Raw genomic sequence first — 17,175 nt, 5'->3', positions numbered from 1 at the left:
GCGGAGACATAGACCGAATCCGCATTCCCGCAAGATGGGCGCGCTCCCATCGGGAGCCCCGGGATCCACAGTGGCCACCGTCGCCGCCACCCCGACAAGATCCCTGCTAGAACCGCTGACACGCACCCAACAAGATAGCTGTCGGATTTCCGTCAGTCGCCCGGGTCGGGCACCGGTTCGCGTTTTATGCCCCTTTCCGCAAACCGCCCATCCGCACCGTCCACATGCAACTCGGACTCAAGATCCTCGCGCCACATAGTGGGACGGAAGATCATCGCGGCCACGCCGGGACAAACGAGCGGCAGGGGCCGGAAAGCCGCTCAGACGTCGAGGTCGCCGAGCCGACCGGAATAGGCCGCGATGATCGCCTGGCCGGTGGGCGAGTCGGCGCCGACCGATTCCTCGGTCACCGACGTGATCGCGGCAACGAGGGTGACCCGGGCCGCCCGCAGGGTCTTCAGAATCTCGCGGGCGGTCTCGGCGGCGGGCCGGTCCCGGATGCGTTCGTCCAGCTCCAGGTCGATCAGGTCGCCCGACGAGCCGACCGTGACGGCCACCAGGTTGTCGTCGCTGTCGGCCGTCGCGCGCACCTGGGCGAGCCGGGCGGACAGCTCGCGCTCCCGCGTGGCCCGCTCCTCGAAGCCGGCCGGCCAGGGATCGTCGCGGTCCCGGCTGTCGAACTCCCTGTCGTCGAACATGGATCAGCTCCCATCGCCGCCGGACTCACGGTAGCCCTGCCTGCAAAGCCCCGGGTCAGAGGCGCGCTACCGTGCCGGAGTGAGTGCGAACATGCCGGTCACCCCGGCCGCCGAGGCGGGGCGGGTGATCGACGCGGTGCTGCGCGATCTGCGCACCGGCGATCACCGCGGGATCGTCGTCGACTCGCCGCCAGGAGCCGGCAAGTCGACGCTGGTGGTGCGGGCGGCGGGCGAGCTGGCCGCGACCGGAACGCCGCTGATGATCGTGGCGCAGACCAACGAGCAGGTGGACGACCTGATCGAGCGGCTGGGCGTCCGGTCGCCGGAGGTCACCGTGGGCCGGCTCTCGGCGGTCGACTACCAGCCGTCCGACCGGGTCAAGGAACACCCGGCATGCCGGGTCGGCGCGAAGGTCGCGGACCTGCAATCACCGGCGGTTTCCATCGGTACGGCGGCCAAGTGGGCCACCGTGGCCGACGGCGTGTGGCCGTGGGCGATCGTCGACGAGGCCTACCAGATGCGGTCGGATGCCCTGCTCCGGGTCGCGGCCCGATTCGAGCGGGCGCTGTTCGTCGGCGACCCGGGCCAGCTGGACCCGTTCTCCACCGTCGACGTCGACCGGTGGACCGGCCTGTCCTGGGATCCGATGCAGAGCGCGGTGGCGGTGCTGCTCCGGCACAACCCGGACCTGCCGGTACATCGCCTGCCGGTCTCGTGGCGGCTGCCGCACTCGGCCGCCGCGGTGGTGGCGGAAGCGTTCTACCCGTTCACCGGGTTCCGGTCGGGGACCGGGCCGGGCGCTCGCACGCTGACCTTCGAGCGGGGCGGCGGGCCGCTCGACGACGTGCTCGACACCGCGGCGGCGACCGGCTGGGGCCTGCACCGCCTGGAGCAGCGCTTCACCATCCGGACCGACGCGGAGGCGGCCGCCGCCTGCGCGGCCCTGGCCGGGCGGGCACTGGCCCGGGGCGGCGTCGCGGTCTCCGAGGCGGGCGAGATGCCGCTGACCGCACAGCGGATCGCGATCGGGGCCGCCCATCGCGACCAGGCCGCGGCGATCCGGGCGCAGCTGCCGCCGGAGGCCGCCGGCGTCACGGTGGACACCGCGAACCGGCTGCAGGGCCGGGAGTACGACCTGACGATCGTGCTGCATCCGCTGTCCGGGCGGCGCGACGCGACCGCGTTCCACCTCGAGTCGGGCCGACTGTGCGTGCTGACCTCGCGGCACCGGCACGCGTGCGTGGTGGTGGCCCGGGACGGGATCGCCGAGCTGCTCGACGAGCACCCGTCGACCGAGCCGGTGCACCTCAATGTGCCGGTGAAGTTCCCGGACGGCTGGGAGGCAAATCAGGCGATACTCGCGCATTTAAATCGATGAGTGTCGCGAATCCGACAACCTACCGCTACGTTGAGTGAATGGCGGTCTTCACGACGGCGGGGTCCAAGCGCGACGACGCCTACCGTCCCATCCTGCGCCCACGCCGCGGCGAGCTTGCGGCCCTGAGTCATCTGGCAGCCCCGGACGCCGCCCGGGTCACGCCGATCCTCGAGTTGGAACCGGGGCCGAGCATCGTGCCGCTGATCCGGCAGTTGCCGCCGCGCACCGGGGCCATCGCGATCGACTTCGGCAGTCTGCCCGAACCGGGCGACCGGCTCGCGGCCCCCTCCGTCGACATGGCCGAGGAGCTCGCGGAGCTGGGCGTGGCCATGTTGCCGGTGCTCCGCCCGTACGAAAGCAATCGCCGCCTGGTGGCCCACGGCCTGGCCGCACGCATGCACCTGCGCCGCGCGGTTCTGCGGCTTCAGCCGCATGTCGACGCCGGGAATCCGGCGGAGGCGAACGAGGTCACCGAACGCATGCTGCGCGGCGCGGGGCTGGAGGTCGAGGAGATCGACCTGCTCATCGACCTGGCCGAGACCGCCTGCGTGGCGCATGCGGACACGGTCGAGGAGCAGTGCCGGCGCGTGCTGCGCTGGGCGCGGAGCCGGCCGTGGCGGTCGGTCAGCGTGGCGTCCGGAGCGATGCCGGCCAATCTGGATGATCTGCCGACCGACCAACCGGTCACGGTGGGACGTCTCGATGCGCGGGTGTGGGCCCGGCTGGGCGAACCCGGCGTGGGGTACGCGGATTACGGCGTGACCTCGCCGGTGCGCCGGCACGGGGTGCAACGGCATCGGCAGTTGCCGACGTTGCGCTACACCGACGAGCACAACTGGTGGATCTATCGCTGGTCGCGGCGGGGCGGGCGCAGCGACGACCGCTGCCAGAACCTGTGCCGGACCCTGGTGGATTCGCCGCACTGGCCGTCGGCGGGGGCCCGGTTCTCCTGGGGCGACGCCGAGATCGCCCGGCGGGCCCGGACCGCACACGGCGGCGGCAGCTCGGCAAGCTGGATGTCCTGGAGCACCTCCCACCACATCGCCCACGTCCTCGCCGCCCTCTGAAAACTTGTCGTACGCTTGTTCGAGTGAGACTTCTTCGCGACGGTGGAGACCGACGTCGTTCACTTGCGCGGAGGAGGGCTCGAGGAAGGTCGCGAAGAAGCCTCAAATGTCGCTGACAGCAGCGTTGGCCTACGCCCGGCATGGCGTTCCGGTCCTGCCGGTGCACACGCCTGACCTGCGTGGCACCTGTTCCTGCGACAGAGGAGTCCGATGCGATCGACCCGGCAAGCACCCCCGCCTGCGGCACGGCCTGACCGAGGCCAGCACCGATCCGCGCCTGATCGAGATGTGGTGGACGCGCTGGCCGGCGGCCAACATCGGGCTGCGCACCGGCATCGTGATGGATGTGGCCGACATCGACTCGGCCGAGGGCTGGCACGGCCTGACCCACCTGCTCGGCGGGTCGCTGCCGGCCGGCCCGCGGGTCCGCACCGGCGGCGGGTGGCATCTGTGGTTCCGCCCGACCGGGTTCGGCAACCGCGTGCACCTGCTGCCCGGCCTGGATTGGCGAGGCGTGGGCGGCTACGTGGTGGCGCCGCCCTCGCGGCACGCGCGCGGCGGCGACTACCGGTGGGTGCGCCGTCCGGGTGACGAGCCGCCCGGAGTGCCGGCCGCGCTGCGTGCGCTGATCGAGGGGCCGTCGCCGGTCGATGTTGTGCGGACGCCGATCGCGCACCCGGGCCGGTATGCCCGGGCCGCCCTGACCGCCGAGGCCGAGCGAGTGGCGGGCGCGCCGGTCGGCAGCCGCAACGACACGCTCAACCGGGCCGCGTTCGCGCTGGGCCGGCTCGTCGGCGCGGGTCTGCTCGACCCGGGTGACGTGCTGCGCGAGCTGGACCGGGCGGCCCGTTTCGCCGGTCTCGGGCGGGTCGAGGTGCGGCGCACGATCCGGTCCGGGCTCACGGCGGGTCGACGGATGCCGATCGATGCCGTGCCGGGGCGTACCCCACTATTGAGGGCATGACCGATCGACGAGGCTTGAAGCCTTACGACGTGGAGGTCGCGGTGGCGGCCGGGCGGGACGAGACGTGGGAGGCCGTCACCCAGCCGGCCGTGCTGCACCAGTGGTTCGGGTGGGATTACGACGGTTTGGGGGCGGAGATCCAGCAGATCTTCGTCGATCAGGCGGCGCTGCTCGCGCCGGAGCGGATGGGCTGGGCCGACGGGTCCTACCTGGAGGTCAATGGCGGCGACGACCGGGCGACGGTGCGGGTGATCCGGGAAGGCTCCGGGTCGGCCGGGTCCGAGCGGTATGACGCGATCGAGGAGGGCTGGCGGGCCTTCCTGATGCAGCTGCGGTTTCTGCTCGACCGGCGACCGAAAGGGCGACGGCGCACCCTCTACCTGACCGGGGAGACGACCGGGTGGCAGGCGCTGGCGCTGGCCGAGGGCGAGTGGCAGCGGTTCGGGCCGCGGGTGGGCTGGGCGGTAGACGGCGACGGCCATCTGGTCGTGGTGGCCGGCCGGCTGCCGCTGGACGACCGGGACGCGGGGCGGATGGAGGTGACGGTCTCGACCTACGGCCTGGACGACGCCGCCTTCGAGACGCTGCGCGAGGAGTGGACGAAGCGGTGGGCGCCGGTCGCGGCCGCCGCCGAGGTGACCACGGCGACGGACCCGTCCCCGGAGAGCTGACCGCGGCGGGCGGGCCGGCCAGGGCGGGCCGGCCAGGGCGGGCCGGCCGCGCTTCGGCAGACGGCTCGGGTGGGCGGAACGGGTGGGGTGTTCCCAGGATTTTGGCAGGCAGGAAGGGATGAACGGGGGGTCGATCGGGGGTTGCCGAGCCGGTAGCCTTGCGGGGCTGAAGCGGCCGGGGGGCGACGTGCTGCGGGGAGACTTGGTCGAGAAAGCTGCGAGTGACGTCCTGACGGACCCCGCTCGCCTGTGTGCGGTCGGGCGCTTGGGGCTCGGTCCGCACGCCGACGTGGCCTTCGACCGGATCGCCGTTCTGCTCGAGCGGCTCGTCGACGCTCCGGTGTCGCTGGTGACCGTGCTCTCGGCCGATCGGCAGTTCCTGCCGGGGCAGGTCGGGCTGCCGGAGGAGTTGGCGGCGGCGCGGGAGATGCCGTTCAGCCATTCGCTCAGCCGGCACGTGGTCGAGGCCGGGCGCATGCTGGTCGTCGAGGACATCCGGGGCGATCCGGTCATGCGTGACAATCCGTCGGTCCACGACCTCGGGGCGATCGCGTTCGCGGGGGTGCCACTCACCGACTCCGACGGCCACGTGCTGGGCACGCTCGCCGTCATGGATCGCGAGCCGCGCATCTGGACGAAGAGCGAGATCGCGCTGCTCGCCGACCTGGGCGAGGTCTGCTCCTCGGAGCTGCGGCTGCGCATCGAGCGGGAGATCGCCCACGAGGCCCGGCGCAACGCCGAGTCCGCGCACAACCAGCTCAGCCTGCTGGGCGAGCTCACCGAGACGCTGTCGGCCACGATGGACATCGACGCGGCGCTGAGCCGACTCGGCGCGACCGTCGCGGGGCGGCTCGCCGACTGGTGCGTGGTGGCGCTGGCCGAGCCGTCGGGAGTCGTCCGGCACGTGTCGGCGGCGCACTTCGACCCAGCGCACGCCGAGGCCGCGGCCCGCCTCGCCCAGCTCGCGGCGGACGCACCACGCGAGATGAAAGCCCTGGTGGCCGCGGTGCAACGCGCCGCCGGGCCGATCCGGCAGGACAAGGCCGACCCGAAGTCGCTGCGCACCCGGATGGCCGCCGCCGAGATCGCCGAGATCGCCGAGCGGCTCGGCTTCGGCTCCTACCTGGTCGCCCCGATCACCGCGCCGGTCGGCCGCCGCACGGTCGGGGTGCTGATGCTGGTCAACGGGGCCGGGCGGGGCACGTTCGGGGACGCGGAGGCGGGCACCGCGGTCGAGATCGGCCGGCGGGCCGGGCTGGCCGTCGACAACAGCCGGCTCTACGGGCGGCAGCGGCACGTGGCCGAGGTGCTGCAGCACAGCATGCTGCCCGAACTCCCCGACATTCCCGGCATCGAGCTGCACGCTCGGTATCTCCCGGCACAGATCGGGGCGGCCGTCGGTGGCGACTGGTATGACGCGTTCGTCCAGCCGGACGGCAGCGTCATGCTCGCGGTCGGCGACGTCTCCGGGCACGACATCGAGGCCGCGGCGACCATGGGGCAGGTCCGCAACCTGGTGCGCGGCGACGCCTACGGCCGGGACGACGAGCCGGGGCCGCTGCTCGCCCAGCTCGACCGGGCCCTGCACGGACTCGGCATGCCCGCCGCCGCCACCGCCGTGCTGGCCCGGGTCACCAGGGACGACGACGGCTACGACCTGACCTTCGCCAACGCCGGCCATCCGCCGCCGGTGCTGCTGCGCCCGGACGGCGAGGTGGAGGTCTGGTGGGAGGACCCGGAGCCGCTGCTGGGCCTGGTGCCGCGGGACGACCGGAGCACCCACCGCCGCCGGGTCCAGCCCGGCTCGACCGTCCTGCTCTACACCGACGGGCTGGTGGAACACCCGGGCACGCTGATCGACGACGGCATCCACCGCATCCGCGCGGCCCTGACCGGCAACGCCGCCCTGCCCCCCGACGAGCTCTGCGTCCGCCTCCTGAACACCGCCACCCGCCGCGACGACGACATCGCCCTGCTGGTGATCCGCCTGAATTAGGCGGGCTGCTGCTCTTCGTAGGGCGCGGGCGGGCCACCGTGGGTCCACGGGGTCTCGGTGGGGTCGGGGAACGCCGCGCCCGGCCGGTAGGCCTCGCTCAGCGTCGTGAGCAGGAGCTCCTCGCCGACCAGGGGCACCGTGCCGGGGTCGGCCACCAGCTTGCGGCCCATCCCGCCGGAAAGCTCCAGGAGCACGTCCCAGCCGGTCGTGGTGGGGGCGACCGAGATGACCCTGGCCTTCTGGGCCGGGCGCGCCGGGGACGTCAGGCTCGCGCCGGCCTCGACCCGGACCGTCTCGGTGGTGGCGACCATGATCCGGGGGCGCAGGACCGGGCGTTTGCCGGTGTCGTCGACCCGGTCCGGGTTGGCCAGCGTCACCACGCCGCCGAACGCCGCGCCGGTCAGCCGGTGGTCGGCCATCACCAGCGGGTCGTCGAAGGCGCGCTGCACGGCGTAGCGGGTGGCCGCGTTCTCCAGGCGCTGCAGGCGGGCGGCCGCGGCCACCGCACCGTCCCGGCGGGGCTGGGGTCCACCGCCCTCGGCCAGATGCTCCACGAAGGACGAGTAGGAGTCGCGGTCGCCGTCCCAGCGGCCCGCCACCCGGTCCCCCGGCGGCAGCCTGCGCAGCAGGGCCAGCGCCCGCCACATCTGCTGCCAGGTCGGCAGCAGCAGGTCGTGCAGCACGGCCGGCAGGGCCGGGTCGCCGTCGGCGATCAGCGGGGCGAGCACCCGGTTGTCGAAGTCCGGGTCGGTGGCCGGTCCGGCGACCGGGCCCGACTCGGCCTCGCGGGCGGCCGCCGCGCCGGACTCGATCCAGGCCATCAGGGACGCCAGGTGTGCGTCCTCGGCGCCGCTCTGGCCGGTCGCCCAGTGCATGCCGAGCGCCTGCACCGCGTTGAGCAGCAGCGCCGAGCCGGGCATCTCGGACGCGCCGGCCAGGAAGGTCAGCCATCGGCCGAGCAACGGCACGGTCGGCGGCACCGGGTAGTCGCCGTCCACCCGCCGGAAGCGGGTCGAGCGGCCGAACAGCCGCAGGAAGTCGATGCCACCGGTGTTCGGCACCCACACCTGCGGGGCGTCCAGGAAGCGGTGGCGGACGTCGCGGCCACGATCGACGGCCACCGCCTCGGTGTCGCCGGCGAACGACGTCAGGTACGGCACGAGCTCGGCGGCCAGCGCGTCGGCGAAGGCGAACCGCTCGTCCCGGTTACGCGGCTGCGCCACGAACAGCAGGCGCGGCTTGTCGGCGGCGGAGCCGACCATGGCGGCCAGCGGCGCGTTGGCCTCGCCGGCCATCGCGAGCGGGATCAGCACGAACGGGTGGTCATGGACGTGCAGGTGCCGCACGGTGGCGATCAGCTGGGCCCGCCCGGCCGCAAAGGCCTGCGCCCGAGCCAGAGCGACAAGCGTGCTCATCCGGCAGCGCGGCCGGCGGAGACGCCCGCAGCACGGTCGGCAGCGGGGCCGGCGGCGGCGAGCGCCGAAGCGCGCAGGCGGGCCGCGGTGCGCAACAGAGCGGCCGCCTCGTCCTGCTCCGGAGTCGGCTCCGCGGCGCCGGTCGACAGATCGAGGGCGAGCGCGACCGTGTCCACCCCGCCGAGGGACTCGCGGACCGACCGGCCCAGCGCCGCCGTGGTCCCGGACGCCTCGTGCCGGCAATAGACCGACATCTCGCACGATGAGAGGCATTCGGGAACATACCGCGCAGAGACCGCTTCGAGGGACGAGATGAGCGTTTCGGGGGAGAGGGACATGTCGAAAGACACGGAGGGCGGTAAAGCGGCGATCAACGACGAGACCGACGACAGACGGGACAACTGGCGCTTCAGGGTCGAAAGCTGCTTGCGCACGTCCAGAACCACGGCGGCCGGCTGGAGCGAGAAATTCTCCGGGCAGACCAGCACCACCTCGTGGCTGACCCGGTCCTCGCCGAGCAGGTCGCGCAGGGCCAGCACATACACCGCGGCCTGCACCGCGGCCGCCGACACCTTGGCCGCGTCGGCCTGGTCGTCGACGATCGCGAACGACTTGATCTCGACGACCCGCAGCCGGCCCTCGCTCTGGAACGCGATCAGATCGGGTTCGAGGAAGACGGTCTGGCCGGCCACCGACAGGGTCAGCAGCGGGTGGTCGATCAGCGCCGACGTTGACGACGCCAGCAGCTCACGGGTGCGGCCGTGCCGGGCGGTCAGCGTGTCGTCGGTGTCCTCGCCGAGGTCCTGATAGTCGACCACGCCGACGTCGAGCACCGACCGGAGCAGCGCGCAGTCGTCCGCCTTGAGCATCGCCTCGAAGGCGTTTCCCCTGGCCAGCGCGAAGCGGGACTGCCCGAAGCTGCCCGCGAACCCGATCGTCTCGGCCAGCTTGACCTTGTCGACCCCGGCCGCGTCGAGCACCGAGCGCCGCTCGCATCCGGGGTTTCCGGTGAGCGCCGCGATGGTCCGCGCATTGTGCCTTTTCGCCGCGGCCGAACCGCGCAGCCGATCCGCGTTCACCCAGGTCCTCGCTGGTGCGGCACGGTCGGCACACCGAAGAGTTGCTGCCGGGGGTCGAGCGCGGCGGCCCGCGCCACCGCGTCGTCCCGGGCCGGCGCCTCGGCCGCGATCTCGGCGACGAGGCGCGGTGCGGTCAGCGCGGCACGCGCTGCCTCGGCAAGGTCAACTGCTTCCGACCCATGGGGTACGCGTTGAGCAAGCTCCCGCATCAGGCGAACCGGCGACCGCCCGGGCCGCACGACCGCGAACTCGGCCAGCCGGGCGATCATCGCGAGCTCGTCGGCCCGGCGCTGCGCGGGGGTGACGATCCGCAGGTCGAGCGGCCACTCGGCGAGCGCGAGCAGGCCGGGGGCGGCGGTCAGGTCGGGCCGCAGCGCCGCGCACAGGCCGGTCGCCCGGGCCCGGATCAGCCCGGACACCCCGGCCATCGACAGGTCGCCGTCGAAGAACGCCTCGTGCACGTCGACCACGAGCCGGGCGCCGGCGGGCGCGCCGAGCAGGAGCAGCGCGTGGCGGGCCTGCTCACCGGTGCTCGGCAGGGTGCTCAGATGGTTCACCGGGCCGCTCTCGGGTCGGGGTCTGGCGGAATCGACTCTAGATCTTCTTACACCTGGGCGGCAATGTGGGGACGATCGCCACGTTTCACCCACGGTAGCGATTAAGGTTCGCATATCGGACGCCGGGCGCGGCGCGCGCTACGTTCGGTCTTATGCCGAAGGCCATCTGGAACGACGAAGTTATCGCGGAGAGCGACGACACCGTGGTTGTCGAGGGCAACTACTACTTCCCGCGCACGTCGCTGCGCGAGGAAGTGTTGCAACCCTCCGACACCCACACCGTCTGCCCTTGGAAGGGCAAGGCGTCCTACTACACGTTGTCGTCCAACGGGCACACCGCCTCGGACGCGGCCTGGTTCTACCCAGAGCCCAAGCCGGACGCCAGGGCCGTACGTGACCGGGTGGCCTTCCGCAGCAAGGAAGTCCACGTAGAAGCCTGACCACCGTGGGGCCCGCTCACGCGATGCGCGGGTGGGCCTCCTCGATCGCCGTCACCTCCAGGTAGTCGAGCATGTCCCGTTGTTCCTCGATGTCGAGCGCGCTGAACGCCTCGTACGCCGACGACCGGGAGTGCTCCGTCTCGGCCGCCAGCAGCGCGATGATCGCCGACCAGGCCAGCGAGACCCGGTCGAAGAGCCGCGCCCGCCGCAGCGACGTCAGCCTGCTCAGCATCGCCACCTTGGTCGCCGCGTCGTCGTCGTGCGCGACCCGGTCGGAGAGCTCGAACAGCGCCTTCCCCCGGTACGGATGCTCGGACTCGACCATCCTCGCCAGCTCCGCGTTGCTCATCGAGTCGACCGCGGGGGCCGGACCGCGCCGGGGAAGCTGGGGAACGTCACCGGGCACGGCTGTCCCTTCCGCTCTCGTATCCGTTGCCGGGCGACTGCTGCGGCAGGGTGGGCACATTCTGGAACGTGGGGAACGGCATCACCGGCATGGCCGGCCCATCCGGTTCGATCCTGGTCAGCGTGTCGAGCACCGCGCGACCGGCCTCGGTGTCCGCGCCGACGGTCTCGTCGACGACGGTGGTCACCTGCTCGGTCAGCGACGCCTGCGCTCGGCGCATGGTTCGTAGGATCTCGTCCGAGAGCGTCGCACCGCTCAACCGCTGCACGCGGTCGTCGAGCTGCAACCCGGTGACGGCACCGGACCCGGTCACGGTCACCGTGACCACTCCGTCGTCGCCGGTCGCGGACGCACTGAGCGCCGCGAGCCGATCCGCGAGATTTCCACCCGGCACAGTTTTGTCCTCCGTTGCCGACTTTCATGCTGTTGGCGTCCTATGAGATCACGGCTGCGCAACGGAGGCATCCGCACCCGCCCGCAGTCCGCCCGGGCACCACCCACCTCAGCGACCACCGTAACCTCAAGGCAATACGTTGATTGTTGCCACCGGCAGGGAGAGTGGGTGTCGTGGATCGGACCGCCGAGGACAGTGCCGAGGAGTGGCTCTCGCCGATGGTCGATGTCTCCGGCCTGTCCCTCGACGATCTGGCGGCCCGCGAGGACGACTCGGCGCTGACCCGGAGCCTGCGCCGGCTCGCCGCCGAACGGGACGAGCCGGGCGAGCCGATCGCCGGCTTCAACTCGGCCCTGTAATCGGCGCGGTAACACTTGCGAACCTTCCGGCTGACCGACGCGGCGTTCGGGGATCTTGCCGCCGGTCGCCCTTCGGCCGACACCGTCGACCTCCTGCGCCGGGCGCAGGCCAGCCGCCATCTCCTCCTGCTGAGTGCGATCCGCAAGCTGGGCGGCCCCATCCCCGAGCCGATTGATGTGTACGACCCGATGGCCGCGCTGCACACCTCCGCAACACTCGCGGCCCTGCACGCCGGCGCCGCTCCCCCGCCACCCCGGGTCAGCGCCGCCCACGAACTGACCGCCACCCACGACGGCCTGACCCTCCGGGTCCGCCTCGAGGACACCGACCCGCTGCGCGCCCGGCTGGGCCTGGCACCTTCCCGACAGCTGCTTCCGGCCGAGGTGGCCGAGTGGCAGCGCCTGCTGTCGGCCGGGTGGGTGCTGCTGACGACCCGGCACCGGGCGGCGGCCGAGGTGCTGGCCGCGGGCCTGCGGGTGATCGTCCCGGTGGAGGCCGATCCCGGTTCGGGCGGGTTGAGCGCCACCTCGGCCGAGGCGTTCGGGGCGGTGGCCATCTCCACCCCCGGCGACCCGCACTCGTTCGCGGTGGGCCTGCTGCACGAGTGCCAGCACAGCCTGCTGAACGCCACCACCTCCCTGTTCGACCTGGTCACGCCGGGTGGCCCGCGCGTCTGCTCACCATGGCGGGACGATCCTCGGCCGCTGTCCGGCCTGTTGCACGGCGCCTACGCCTACCTGTCGGTGACCCGCTTCCGGCGCACCGAGGCCGCCACCCGCGTTCCGGCCCCGCGAAGGGGTCCAGTGGCCCTGACGCCGCACCCGCTGCCGGCCGAGACTTCGGTTGCCCACCTTCCCGCTGCCGAGCCGCCCGTACTCACCGAGACGGGACCGCGCGGGCCGGCGGCGGGAAGTGCGGGCCTTCGCGGGCGCCTCGCCGAGTTCGAGTTCGCCCGGTGGCGGGCCGCCGTGGCCGAGGCCGCCGGCACCCTGCTGGACAGCGGGCAGCTCACCGCGGCCGGCACCCGGTTCGTGCGGGCGATGCGGGACGAGGCCGCCGGCTGGCTGAGCGAGCCCGTCGACCCACGGGTCGCCCGGCTGGCCGCGGGGGCCAACGCCGAGCATCGGGCCCGCTGGCGGCTACGCAACCTGGAGGTCGACCCGGCGGCCGTGGCCGAGCTGGTCGCGGCCTGGCGGCGTGGGGCGGCGGCGCCGGCCGTGCCGGAGGCCGGCCTGGCGGCAGATCGCGGGCGGCAGCTGGAGAGCAGCGAGCGACTCCGGCTCGTGCACCGGTTACTGAACGAGGGTGACCACCGGGGCCGGGCCGGAAGCGGCCTACGGCCCGGTGACGACGCCTACCTGGACGGAGATGCGGGTACGGCTGCCACGTCGTACTCAAAAGGGTTGGCATTTTCTTCTGATCTTGATCGTTGGTCGGGGCTTGCCGTCGTCTCGTCGCATGCGGCCATGCGGGATCGGCCGGAGCTGGTGCGGGCGGTGACGCTCGCGGCCGCGGAAGCCGGAGAAGTCAGAAATGTCGGACCGGAAGCCGTCGCCGCGTGGCTCAGTGGATCTCTCATGTCCGCCTGACCGGGACCGATGAAAGGCCCGGAGGTGAGGCATGAGTCCCGGCAAGGTCCTGGATCGGCTCCGGCATGGTGTCGACGACATCATGATCTTCGCGTCGCTGATGGTCCTGGCGTGGCCGATGGTCTTCGCCAGGCTGACCGCGGAGGAGGCCCGCGCCCTCGACTGGCTGCTGCCGGTGGCGGTGGTGCTGTTCGCCGGCTTCGCCATCGCGTGGCTCGCCAAGCGCTGGCCGCTCGCCCAATACGCGCCGGTCTCGGCCGCCATCGTGATGGCCGCGATCGTGCACCGCGGCGGCACCCCGGCCGAGGAGGGGCTCACCTGGCTGATCATCCTGGTGGCCGGGACGATCCTGGTGCGGCAGTTCCTCGGCACGCACACCAACGACGGCCTGATGCGCGACCTCACCCGGGAACGCGCGATCCTGGCCCGCCAGGCGTTCCGTGACCCGCTGACCGGGGTCGGCAACCGGGCCATGTTCATGGAGCACGCCACCGACGCGCTGGCCGACGCCGACGACACCATGACCGCGGTGATCCTGCTGGACCTGGACGGGTTCAAGGGGGTCAACGACACCTACGGGCACGCGGCCGGCGACGAGCTGCTGCGGGTCACCGCGCAGCGCCTGAACGCGAACGTGCGGTCCAACGACACCGTCTCCCGGCTCGGTGGCGACGAGTTCGTGGTGCTGCTCCCCCGGCTCACCGACGACCTGATCGCCGACACCGTGGCCAACCGCATCCTGCGCGACCTGCTGCAACCGCTGGCCATCGACGGCCTGGTGCTGACCATCCAGGCCAGCGCCGGCATCGCTTTCGCCCGCGGCGACTCGCTCGACGTGGACGGCATCCTGCGCGAGGCCGACGAGGCGCTCTATCAGGCCAAGGCCGACGGCAAGGGGGTTTCCCGGCGGTTCGACCCGGCCCGGTTCGCCGAGGCCGAGCAGCGCCGGCACGCCGAGCACGAGCTGCGGGTGGCGCTGGCCGAGCGGCAGTTCGAGGTCTTCTACCAGCCGATCGTCGACCTGGCCGGCGAGCACACGGTCGGCGTCGAGGCGCTGGTGCGCTGGCAGCACCCGACCCGCGGGCTGCTGCAGCCGGCCGCCTTCCTCGACCTGGCCGAGGAGATCGGCCTGCTGCCCGAGCTGGGCAACTGGATCCTCGAACAGGCCTGCGCGCAGGCCGTCGCGTGGCAACGCGAGAACCCGGACTTCGAGCTGAACGTCAACCTGTCCGTCTCCCAGCTGTCCAATCCGCACCTGACCGACGAGGTCCGGGCGGTGCTGGAGCGCACCGGCATGCCGTCCCGCCTGCTGGTGCTGGAGCTGACCGAGACGATGGCGCTGACCGACCTGGCCGAATCGGCCCGGATCCTGGCCTCGCTGAAGACGCTGGGCGTGCGGATCGCGCTCGACGACTTCGGCACCGGGTTCTCGTCGCTGAGTCACCTGGGCACGCTGCCGGTCGACATCGTGAAGATCGACCGCTCGTTCGTGCAGGCCATGCCGTCGAGCGCGAACGACGCGTCGGTGGCCGAGGCGGTACTGCAGATCGCCCGCACGTTCGGGCTGTCCCCGGTGGCCGAGGGCGTCGAGGACGAGGAGCAGGCGGCCTGGCTGCGCAACCTGGACTGCGCACACGCGCAGGGCTACCACTTCGCCCGGCCGATGCCGGCCGGCGAGCTCACCGACCTGCTGGAACGTCAGTCGGCGCGGCTATAGCGGCGGCAGGTCCAGATCGGTCTCGAGCCGCTCGCCGGCCGCGACCCGGACCAGCAACGGGTGCCCCTCGCCGTACGCCTTGGCCAGCGCCGCGGTGGCCTGATGCCGGGCCTCCTCGTCGCCGCCGTCGAGCACCGCGTTCCACCCGCAGGCCAGCGTGTCGGGGTGCTCGGGGCCGCGGACCAGCATGGACCGCTGCCAGGTGTCGGTGGCGAGCTGCTGGGCCTCCTGCCGCTCGCCCAGCCCGAACAGGTCGGTGGCGTAGCCGTTGGCGCAGGCCAGCGTGAACGGGTGGTCGGCGCCGACACTGCGGCGCAGGCCGCCCAGCGCCTCCTGGTCGATCCGGCGGGCCTCGCCGTGCCGGCCGCTCGCCCGCACCACGCCGGCCAGCCCGGCCGACGCGGCCAGGGTGAACGGATGGTCGTCGCCGAGCACCGAGTGGTAGCGGATCACGGCCCGTTCGAGCAGCTCGTGGGCCCGGTCCGGGTCGCCGGCCGCGCGGGCCGCGTTGGCCAGCGTCACCACCGCGGCCAGCGTCTCCACGTGCAGGTCGCCGAAGCGGCGGCGGGTCAGCGTCGCGGTCGTCTCGGCCAGGCTCACCCCTTCGGGGAGCCCGCGGCGGCGGGCCGCCATCGCCGCGACCCGGGCCGCCCACAGCGCGAACGGGTGGTCCTCGGGAATCTCGCCGCGCACCGCGGCGAGGACCTCGCCGGCACCGGTGTAGTCGCCCAGGCCGAACAGGTCGAAGGCGAGCCCGGCCCGGGACGACAGGATTTCCGGGTGGCCGTCGGCGAGGATCGCCTGCCGCTGCCGCAGAGTCTGCTCGTCGATCGTCCGGGCACCCCGGAAGTCGCCGAGCAGCCGCAGGTCGGCGGCGAGGTTGTTGGCGCAGCGCAGCGCGGTCGGGAAGCTCTCGCCGAACAGCCGCCGGTAACGCACCAGGTTGTCGCCGTCGAGCTGGCGGGCCTGCCCGAAGTGGCCGCGGATGCGCAGGTCGGCGCCGACGCTGTTGGCGGTGGCCAGGGTGGTCTCGTCGTCGCCGTCGAGCACCTCCCGCTGGGCGCGCAGGGTCTGCTCGTTGAGCAGCCGGGCCTCGGCCGTGCGGCCCACCGCCCGCAGCGCGTTGGCCAGGTGGAACGACGCGAGCAGGGTCTGCTCGTCGTGCTCGCCGAGGGTGTCGCGCCAGCGGGCCACCGCCGCCGCGGCCAGCGCCCGGCTGGAGTCGTAGTCGCCGCCCGCGTAGTGGTAGCGCACCGCGTTGATCACCAGCTGGCGGATCTCCTCGGTGCCCGCGCCGAGCACATCGGAGTGGATCAGGTGCGGGGTCAGCTCGGCGTAGCGCGGGTGCCCGGCCGGGTCGTCGGGGTCGCCCGGGTCGGCCGCGGCCAGCATGCCGCGGACGGTGCCGAGCAGCGTGCCGTGCCGCTCGGAGGAAAGCCCCTGGCCGAGCATGCCGCGCACCAGCGGGTGCACGATGAGATGCTCGCCGGGCGGGTCGAGGTCGGCCAGACCGTACTTGCCGATCAGGCGCAGCGCGGCCTTGAGCCGCCGTTCGATGCCGACCGTGCGGGCCAGCTCGGCCGGCAGCGGCAGCATCCGCGCACCCCACAGCAGCCGCCAGGAGACCGGCGCGTTGCCCAGGAAGGCGCACAGCTCGAGCAGTTGGTAGGCGGCGGGCGCGTGGGCGCGCAACGCGTCGGCGGCCAGCCCCCAGGCCACCCGGATCGGGGTGGGGAACGCCAACTCCTCGGCGAGCGTCTCGTAGCGCTCCAGGTAGTCGGCGACCGGCCAGCCGGTCGCCGCGCGGACCGCGGCGGAAAGATCGAGGGCCATCGGGACATCGGCGAGGCGGTCGGCCAGCCGCTCGGCGTCGGCGACGGCGAGTTCGGGGGTACGCCGCCGGAGCAGGTCGACGCTGTCCAGGCGATCGAAGACGCCGACCGGCATCGCCTGAGCCACCTCGGCCGGCCACCGTGGATTGCGGCTGGTGATCAGCACGTGCCCGGCGCCGCTCGGCAGATAGGACTTGATCTCCTCCGGCCGGTTGGCGTCGTCGAAGACGACCAGCCAGTTGCGGAACGGCTCGCCGCGGCTCAACGCGTCGCGGACCGCGGCCAGCGTGCGGTTCATGTCGCCGGTCTCGGCCAGGCCCAGGCGCTGGGCCAGGCCGATCAGCGCGGCCCGGGTGCCCGCGGACTGCTCGGCGGGGATCCACCACACCAGGTCGTACGTCTCGGCGTAGCGGTAGACATATTCCACCGCCAATTGGGTACGTCCAGTGCCGCCCAACGGATGCTCGGCCCCGGGCAGCAGGACAACCGGTCCGGTCGCCAACCGGCCCCGCAAATGGGTCAGCAGATCCTCGCGACCCACGAAACGGGGATTACGCGGCGGCAGACCGCCCAGGATCGGCACACCACGCTCCTCACGTGTTTGGTGATGCC

At 72.8% G+C, this 17,175-nt stretch carries 16 protein-coding genes; 9 read left to right on the top strand and 7 right to left on the bottom strand.

Going from position 1 to position 17,175, the window contains the following annotated elements; all coding sequences use genetic code 11:
- Positions 1–320: 320 nt before the first annotated feature.
- Complete coding sequence (locus Adu01nite_RS19755) at positions 321–698, bottom strand: YbaB/EbfC family nucleoid-associated protein (RefSeq protein ID WP_203728378.1); 378 nt, start codon at positions 696–698, stop codon at positions 321–323.
- A 91-nt stretch (positions 699–789) separates the two neighbouring features.
- On the opposite strand from Adu01nite_RS19755, the gene Adu01nite_RS19750 reads away from it, so the two are divergent.
- The 5 genes from Adu01nite_RS19750 (at position 790) to Adu01nite_RS19730 (ending at position 6,774) form a co-directional block, all read left to right on the top strand.
- On the top strand, positions 790–2,076 hold the full coding sequence (locus Adu01nite_RS19750; protein ID WP_203728516.1) for an AAA family ATPase: 1,287 nt from the start codon (positions 790–792) through the stop codon (positions 2,074–2,076).
- A gap of 38 nt (positions 2,077–2,114) precedes the next feature.
- Positions 2,115–3,143, top strand: a complete 1,029-nt coding sequence (locus tag Adu01nite_RS19745; protein WP_203728377.1) for a beta family protein — start codon at positions 2,115–2,117, stop codon at positions 3,141–3,143.
- Positions 3,144–3,249: 106 nt separating this feature from the next.
- Positions 3,250–4,107 (top strand): bifunctional DNA primase/polymerase, encoded by an 858-nt coding sequence (locus Adu01nite_RS19740; protein ID WP_203728376.1) that lies wholly within the window; start codon positions 3,250–3,252, stop codon positions 4,105–4,107.
- Positions 4,104–4,778, top strand: a complete 675-nt coding sequence (locus Adu01nite_RS19735) for an activator of HSP90 ATPase (protein ID WP_203728375.1) — start codon at positions 4,104–4,106, stop codon at positions 4,776–4,778. Before Adu01nite_RS19740 ends, Adu01nite_RS19735 begins: the two co-directional genes overlap by 4 nt.
- A 265-nt stretch (positions 4,779–5,043) precedes the next feature.
- The gene (locus tag Adu01nite_RS19730) at positions 5,044–6,774 is read left to right on the top strand and encodes a GAF domain-containing SpoIIE family protein phosphatase (RefSeq protein ID WP_239132542.1); all 1,731 of its coding nucleotides are present in this window, start codon (positions 5,044–5,046) and stop codon (positions 6,772–6,774) included.
- Here the strand turns inward: Adu01nite_RS19730 and Adu01nite_RS19725 are convergent.
- From Adu01nite_RS19725 to Adu01nite_RS19715, 3 genes are read right to left on the bottom strand one after another with little or no spacing between them, the layout of a single operon-like run.
- Positions 6,771–8,189 carry a hypothetical protein gene (locus Adu01nite_RS19725; RefSeq protein ID WP_203728373.1) on the bottom strand — a complete coding sequence of 473 codons (1,419 nt, stop codon included), beginning with the start codon at positions 8,187–8,189 and terminating at the stop codon, positions 6,771–6,773. The genes Adu01nite_RS19730 and Adu01nite_RS19725 overlap by 4 nt on opposite strands.
- Entirely contained in the window at positions 8,186–9,268 is a 1,083-nt protein-coding gene (locus Adu01nite_RS19720; protein WP_203728372.1) for a hypothetical protein, read from the bottom strand. The genes Adu01nite_RS19725 and Adu01nite_RS19720 overlap by 4 nt, the downstream gene beginning before the upstream one ends.
- Positions 9,265–9,825 (bottom strand): hypothetical protein, encoded by a 561-nt coding sequence (locus Adu01nite_RS19715; protein ID WP_203728371.1) that lies wholly within the window; start codon positions 9,823–9,825, stop codon positions 9,265–9,267. The genes Adu01nite_RS19720 and Adu01nite_RS19715 overlap by 4 nt, the downstream gene beginning before the upstream one ends.
- A gap of 152 nt (positions 9,826–9,977) precedes the next feature.
- Here Adu01nite_RS19715 and Adu01nite_RS19710 point away from each other — a divergent pair, with 152 nt between their 5' ends.
- Positions 9,978–10,265: a DUF427 domain-containing protein gene (locus Adu01nite_RS19710; RefSeq protein WP_203728370.1), complete on the top strand. Its 288-nt coding sequence runs from the start codon at positions 9,978–9,980 to the stop codon at positions 10,263–10,265.
- 16 nt (positions 10,266–10,281) lie between these two features.
- Here Adu01nite_RS19710 and Adu01nite_RS19705 read toward each other — a convergent pair whose 3' ends face one another.
- Both Adu01nite_RS19705 and Adu01nite_RS19700 read right to left on the bottom strand, forming a co-directional pair.
- A complete protein-coding gene (locus Adu01nite_RS19705) occupies positions 10,282–10,614 on the bottom strand; it encodes a hypothetical protein (RefSeq protein ID WP_203728369.1) in 333 nt (110 codons plus the stop codon).
- A 46-nt stretch (positions 10,615–10,660) separates the two neighbouring features.
- A complete protein-coding gene (locus tag Adu01nite_RS19700; RefSeq protein WP_203728368.1) occupies positions 10,661–11,065 on the bottom strand; it encodes a YbaB/EbfC family nucleoid-associated protein in 405 nt (134 codons plus the stop codon).
- 173 nt (positions 11,066–11,238) lie between these two features.
- Here Adu01nite_RS19700 and fxsA point away from each other — a divergent pair, with 173 nt between their 5' ends.
- From fxsA to Adu01nite_RS19685, 3 genes are read left to right on the top strand one after another with little or no spacing between them, the layout of a single operon-like run.
- Positions 11,239–11,424: an FxSxx-COOH cyclophane-containing RiPP peptide gene (gene fxsA / locus Adu01nite_RS19695; RefSeq protein ID WP_239132541.1), complete on the top strand. Its 186-nt coding sequence runs from the start codon at positions 11,239–11,241 to the stop codon at positions 11,422–11,424.
- Positions 11,425–11,439: 15 nt separating this feature from the next.
- On the top strand, positions 11,440–13,014 hold the full coding sequence (locus Adu01nite_RS19690; RefSeq protein ID WP_203728367.1) for an aKG-HExxH-type peptide beta-hydroxylase: 1,575 nt from the start codon (positions 11,440–11,442) through the stop codon (positions 13,012–13,014).
- Between the two features lie 31 nt (positions 13,015–13,045).
- Positions 13,046–14,731, top strand: a complete 1,686-nt coding sequence (locus Adu01nite_RS19685) for a putative bifunctional diguanylate cyclase/phosphodiesterase (protein ID WP_203728366.1) — start codon at positions 13,046–13,048, stop codon at positions 14,729–14,731.
- On the opposite strand, the gene fxsT is transcribed toward Adu01nite_RS19685, so the two are convergent.
- Entirely contained in the window at positions 14,726–17,146 is a 2,421-nt protein-coding gene (gene fxsT, locus Adu01nite_RS19680; protein ID WP_203728365.1) for an FxSxx-COOH system tetratricopeptide repeat protein, read from the bottom strand. The two genes, Adu01nite_RS19685 and fxsT, sit on opposite strands and share 6 nt — an antisense overlap.
- Positions 17,147–17,175 lie beyond the last annotated feature (29 nt).

Source organism: Paractinoplanes durhamensis (assembly GCF_016862175.1).
Taxonomy (GTDB): Bacteria; Actinomycetota; Actinomycetes; order Mycobacteriales; family Micromonosporaceae; genus Actinoplanes; species Actinoplanes durhamensis.
This window is presented reverse-complemented; position numbering and strand designations above follow the sequence as displayed.

Excerpts from the sequence above, each read along its gene's own strand:
- Adu01nite_RS19755 (WP_203728378.1), bottom strand. The coding sequence starts at position 698 with ATGTTCGACGACAGGGAGTTCGACAGCCGGGACCGCGACGATCCCTGG.
- Adu01nite_RS19750 (WP_203728516.1), top strand. The coding sequence starts at position 790 with ATGCCGGTCACCCCGGCCGCCGAGGCGGGGCGGGTGATCGACGCGGTG.
- Adu01nite_RS19745 (WP_203728377.1), top strand. The coding sequence starts at position 2,115 with ATGGCGGTCTTCACGACGGCGGGGTCCAAGCGCGACGACGCCTACCGT.
- Adu01nite_RS19740 (WP_203728376.1), top strand. The coding sequence starts at position 3,250 with ATGTCGCTGACAGCAGCGTTGGCCTACGCCCGGCATGGCGTTCCGGTC.
- Adu01nite_RS19735 (WP_203728375.1), top strand. The coding sequence starts at position 4,104 with ATGACCGATCGACGAGGCTTGAAGCCTTACGACGTGGAGGTCGCGGTG.
- Adu01nite_RS19725 (WP_203728373.1), bottom strand. The coding sequence starts at position 8,189 with ATGAGCACGCTTGTCGCTCTGGCTCGGGCGCAGGCCTTTGCGGCCGGG.
- Adu01nite_RS19710 (WP_203728370.1), top strand. The coding sequence starts at position 9,978 with ATGCCGAAGGCCATCTGGAACGACGAAGTTATCGCGGAGAGCGACGAC.
- Adu01nite_RS19705 (WP_203728369.1), bottom strand. The coding sequence starts at position 10,614 with ATGAGCAACGCGGAGCTGGCGAGGATGGTCGAGTCCGAGCATCCGTAC.
- Adu01nite_RS19685 (WP_203728366.1), top strand. The coding sequence starts at position 13,046 with ATGAGTCCCGGCAAGGTCCTGGATCGGCTCCGGCATGGTGTCGACGAC.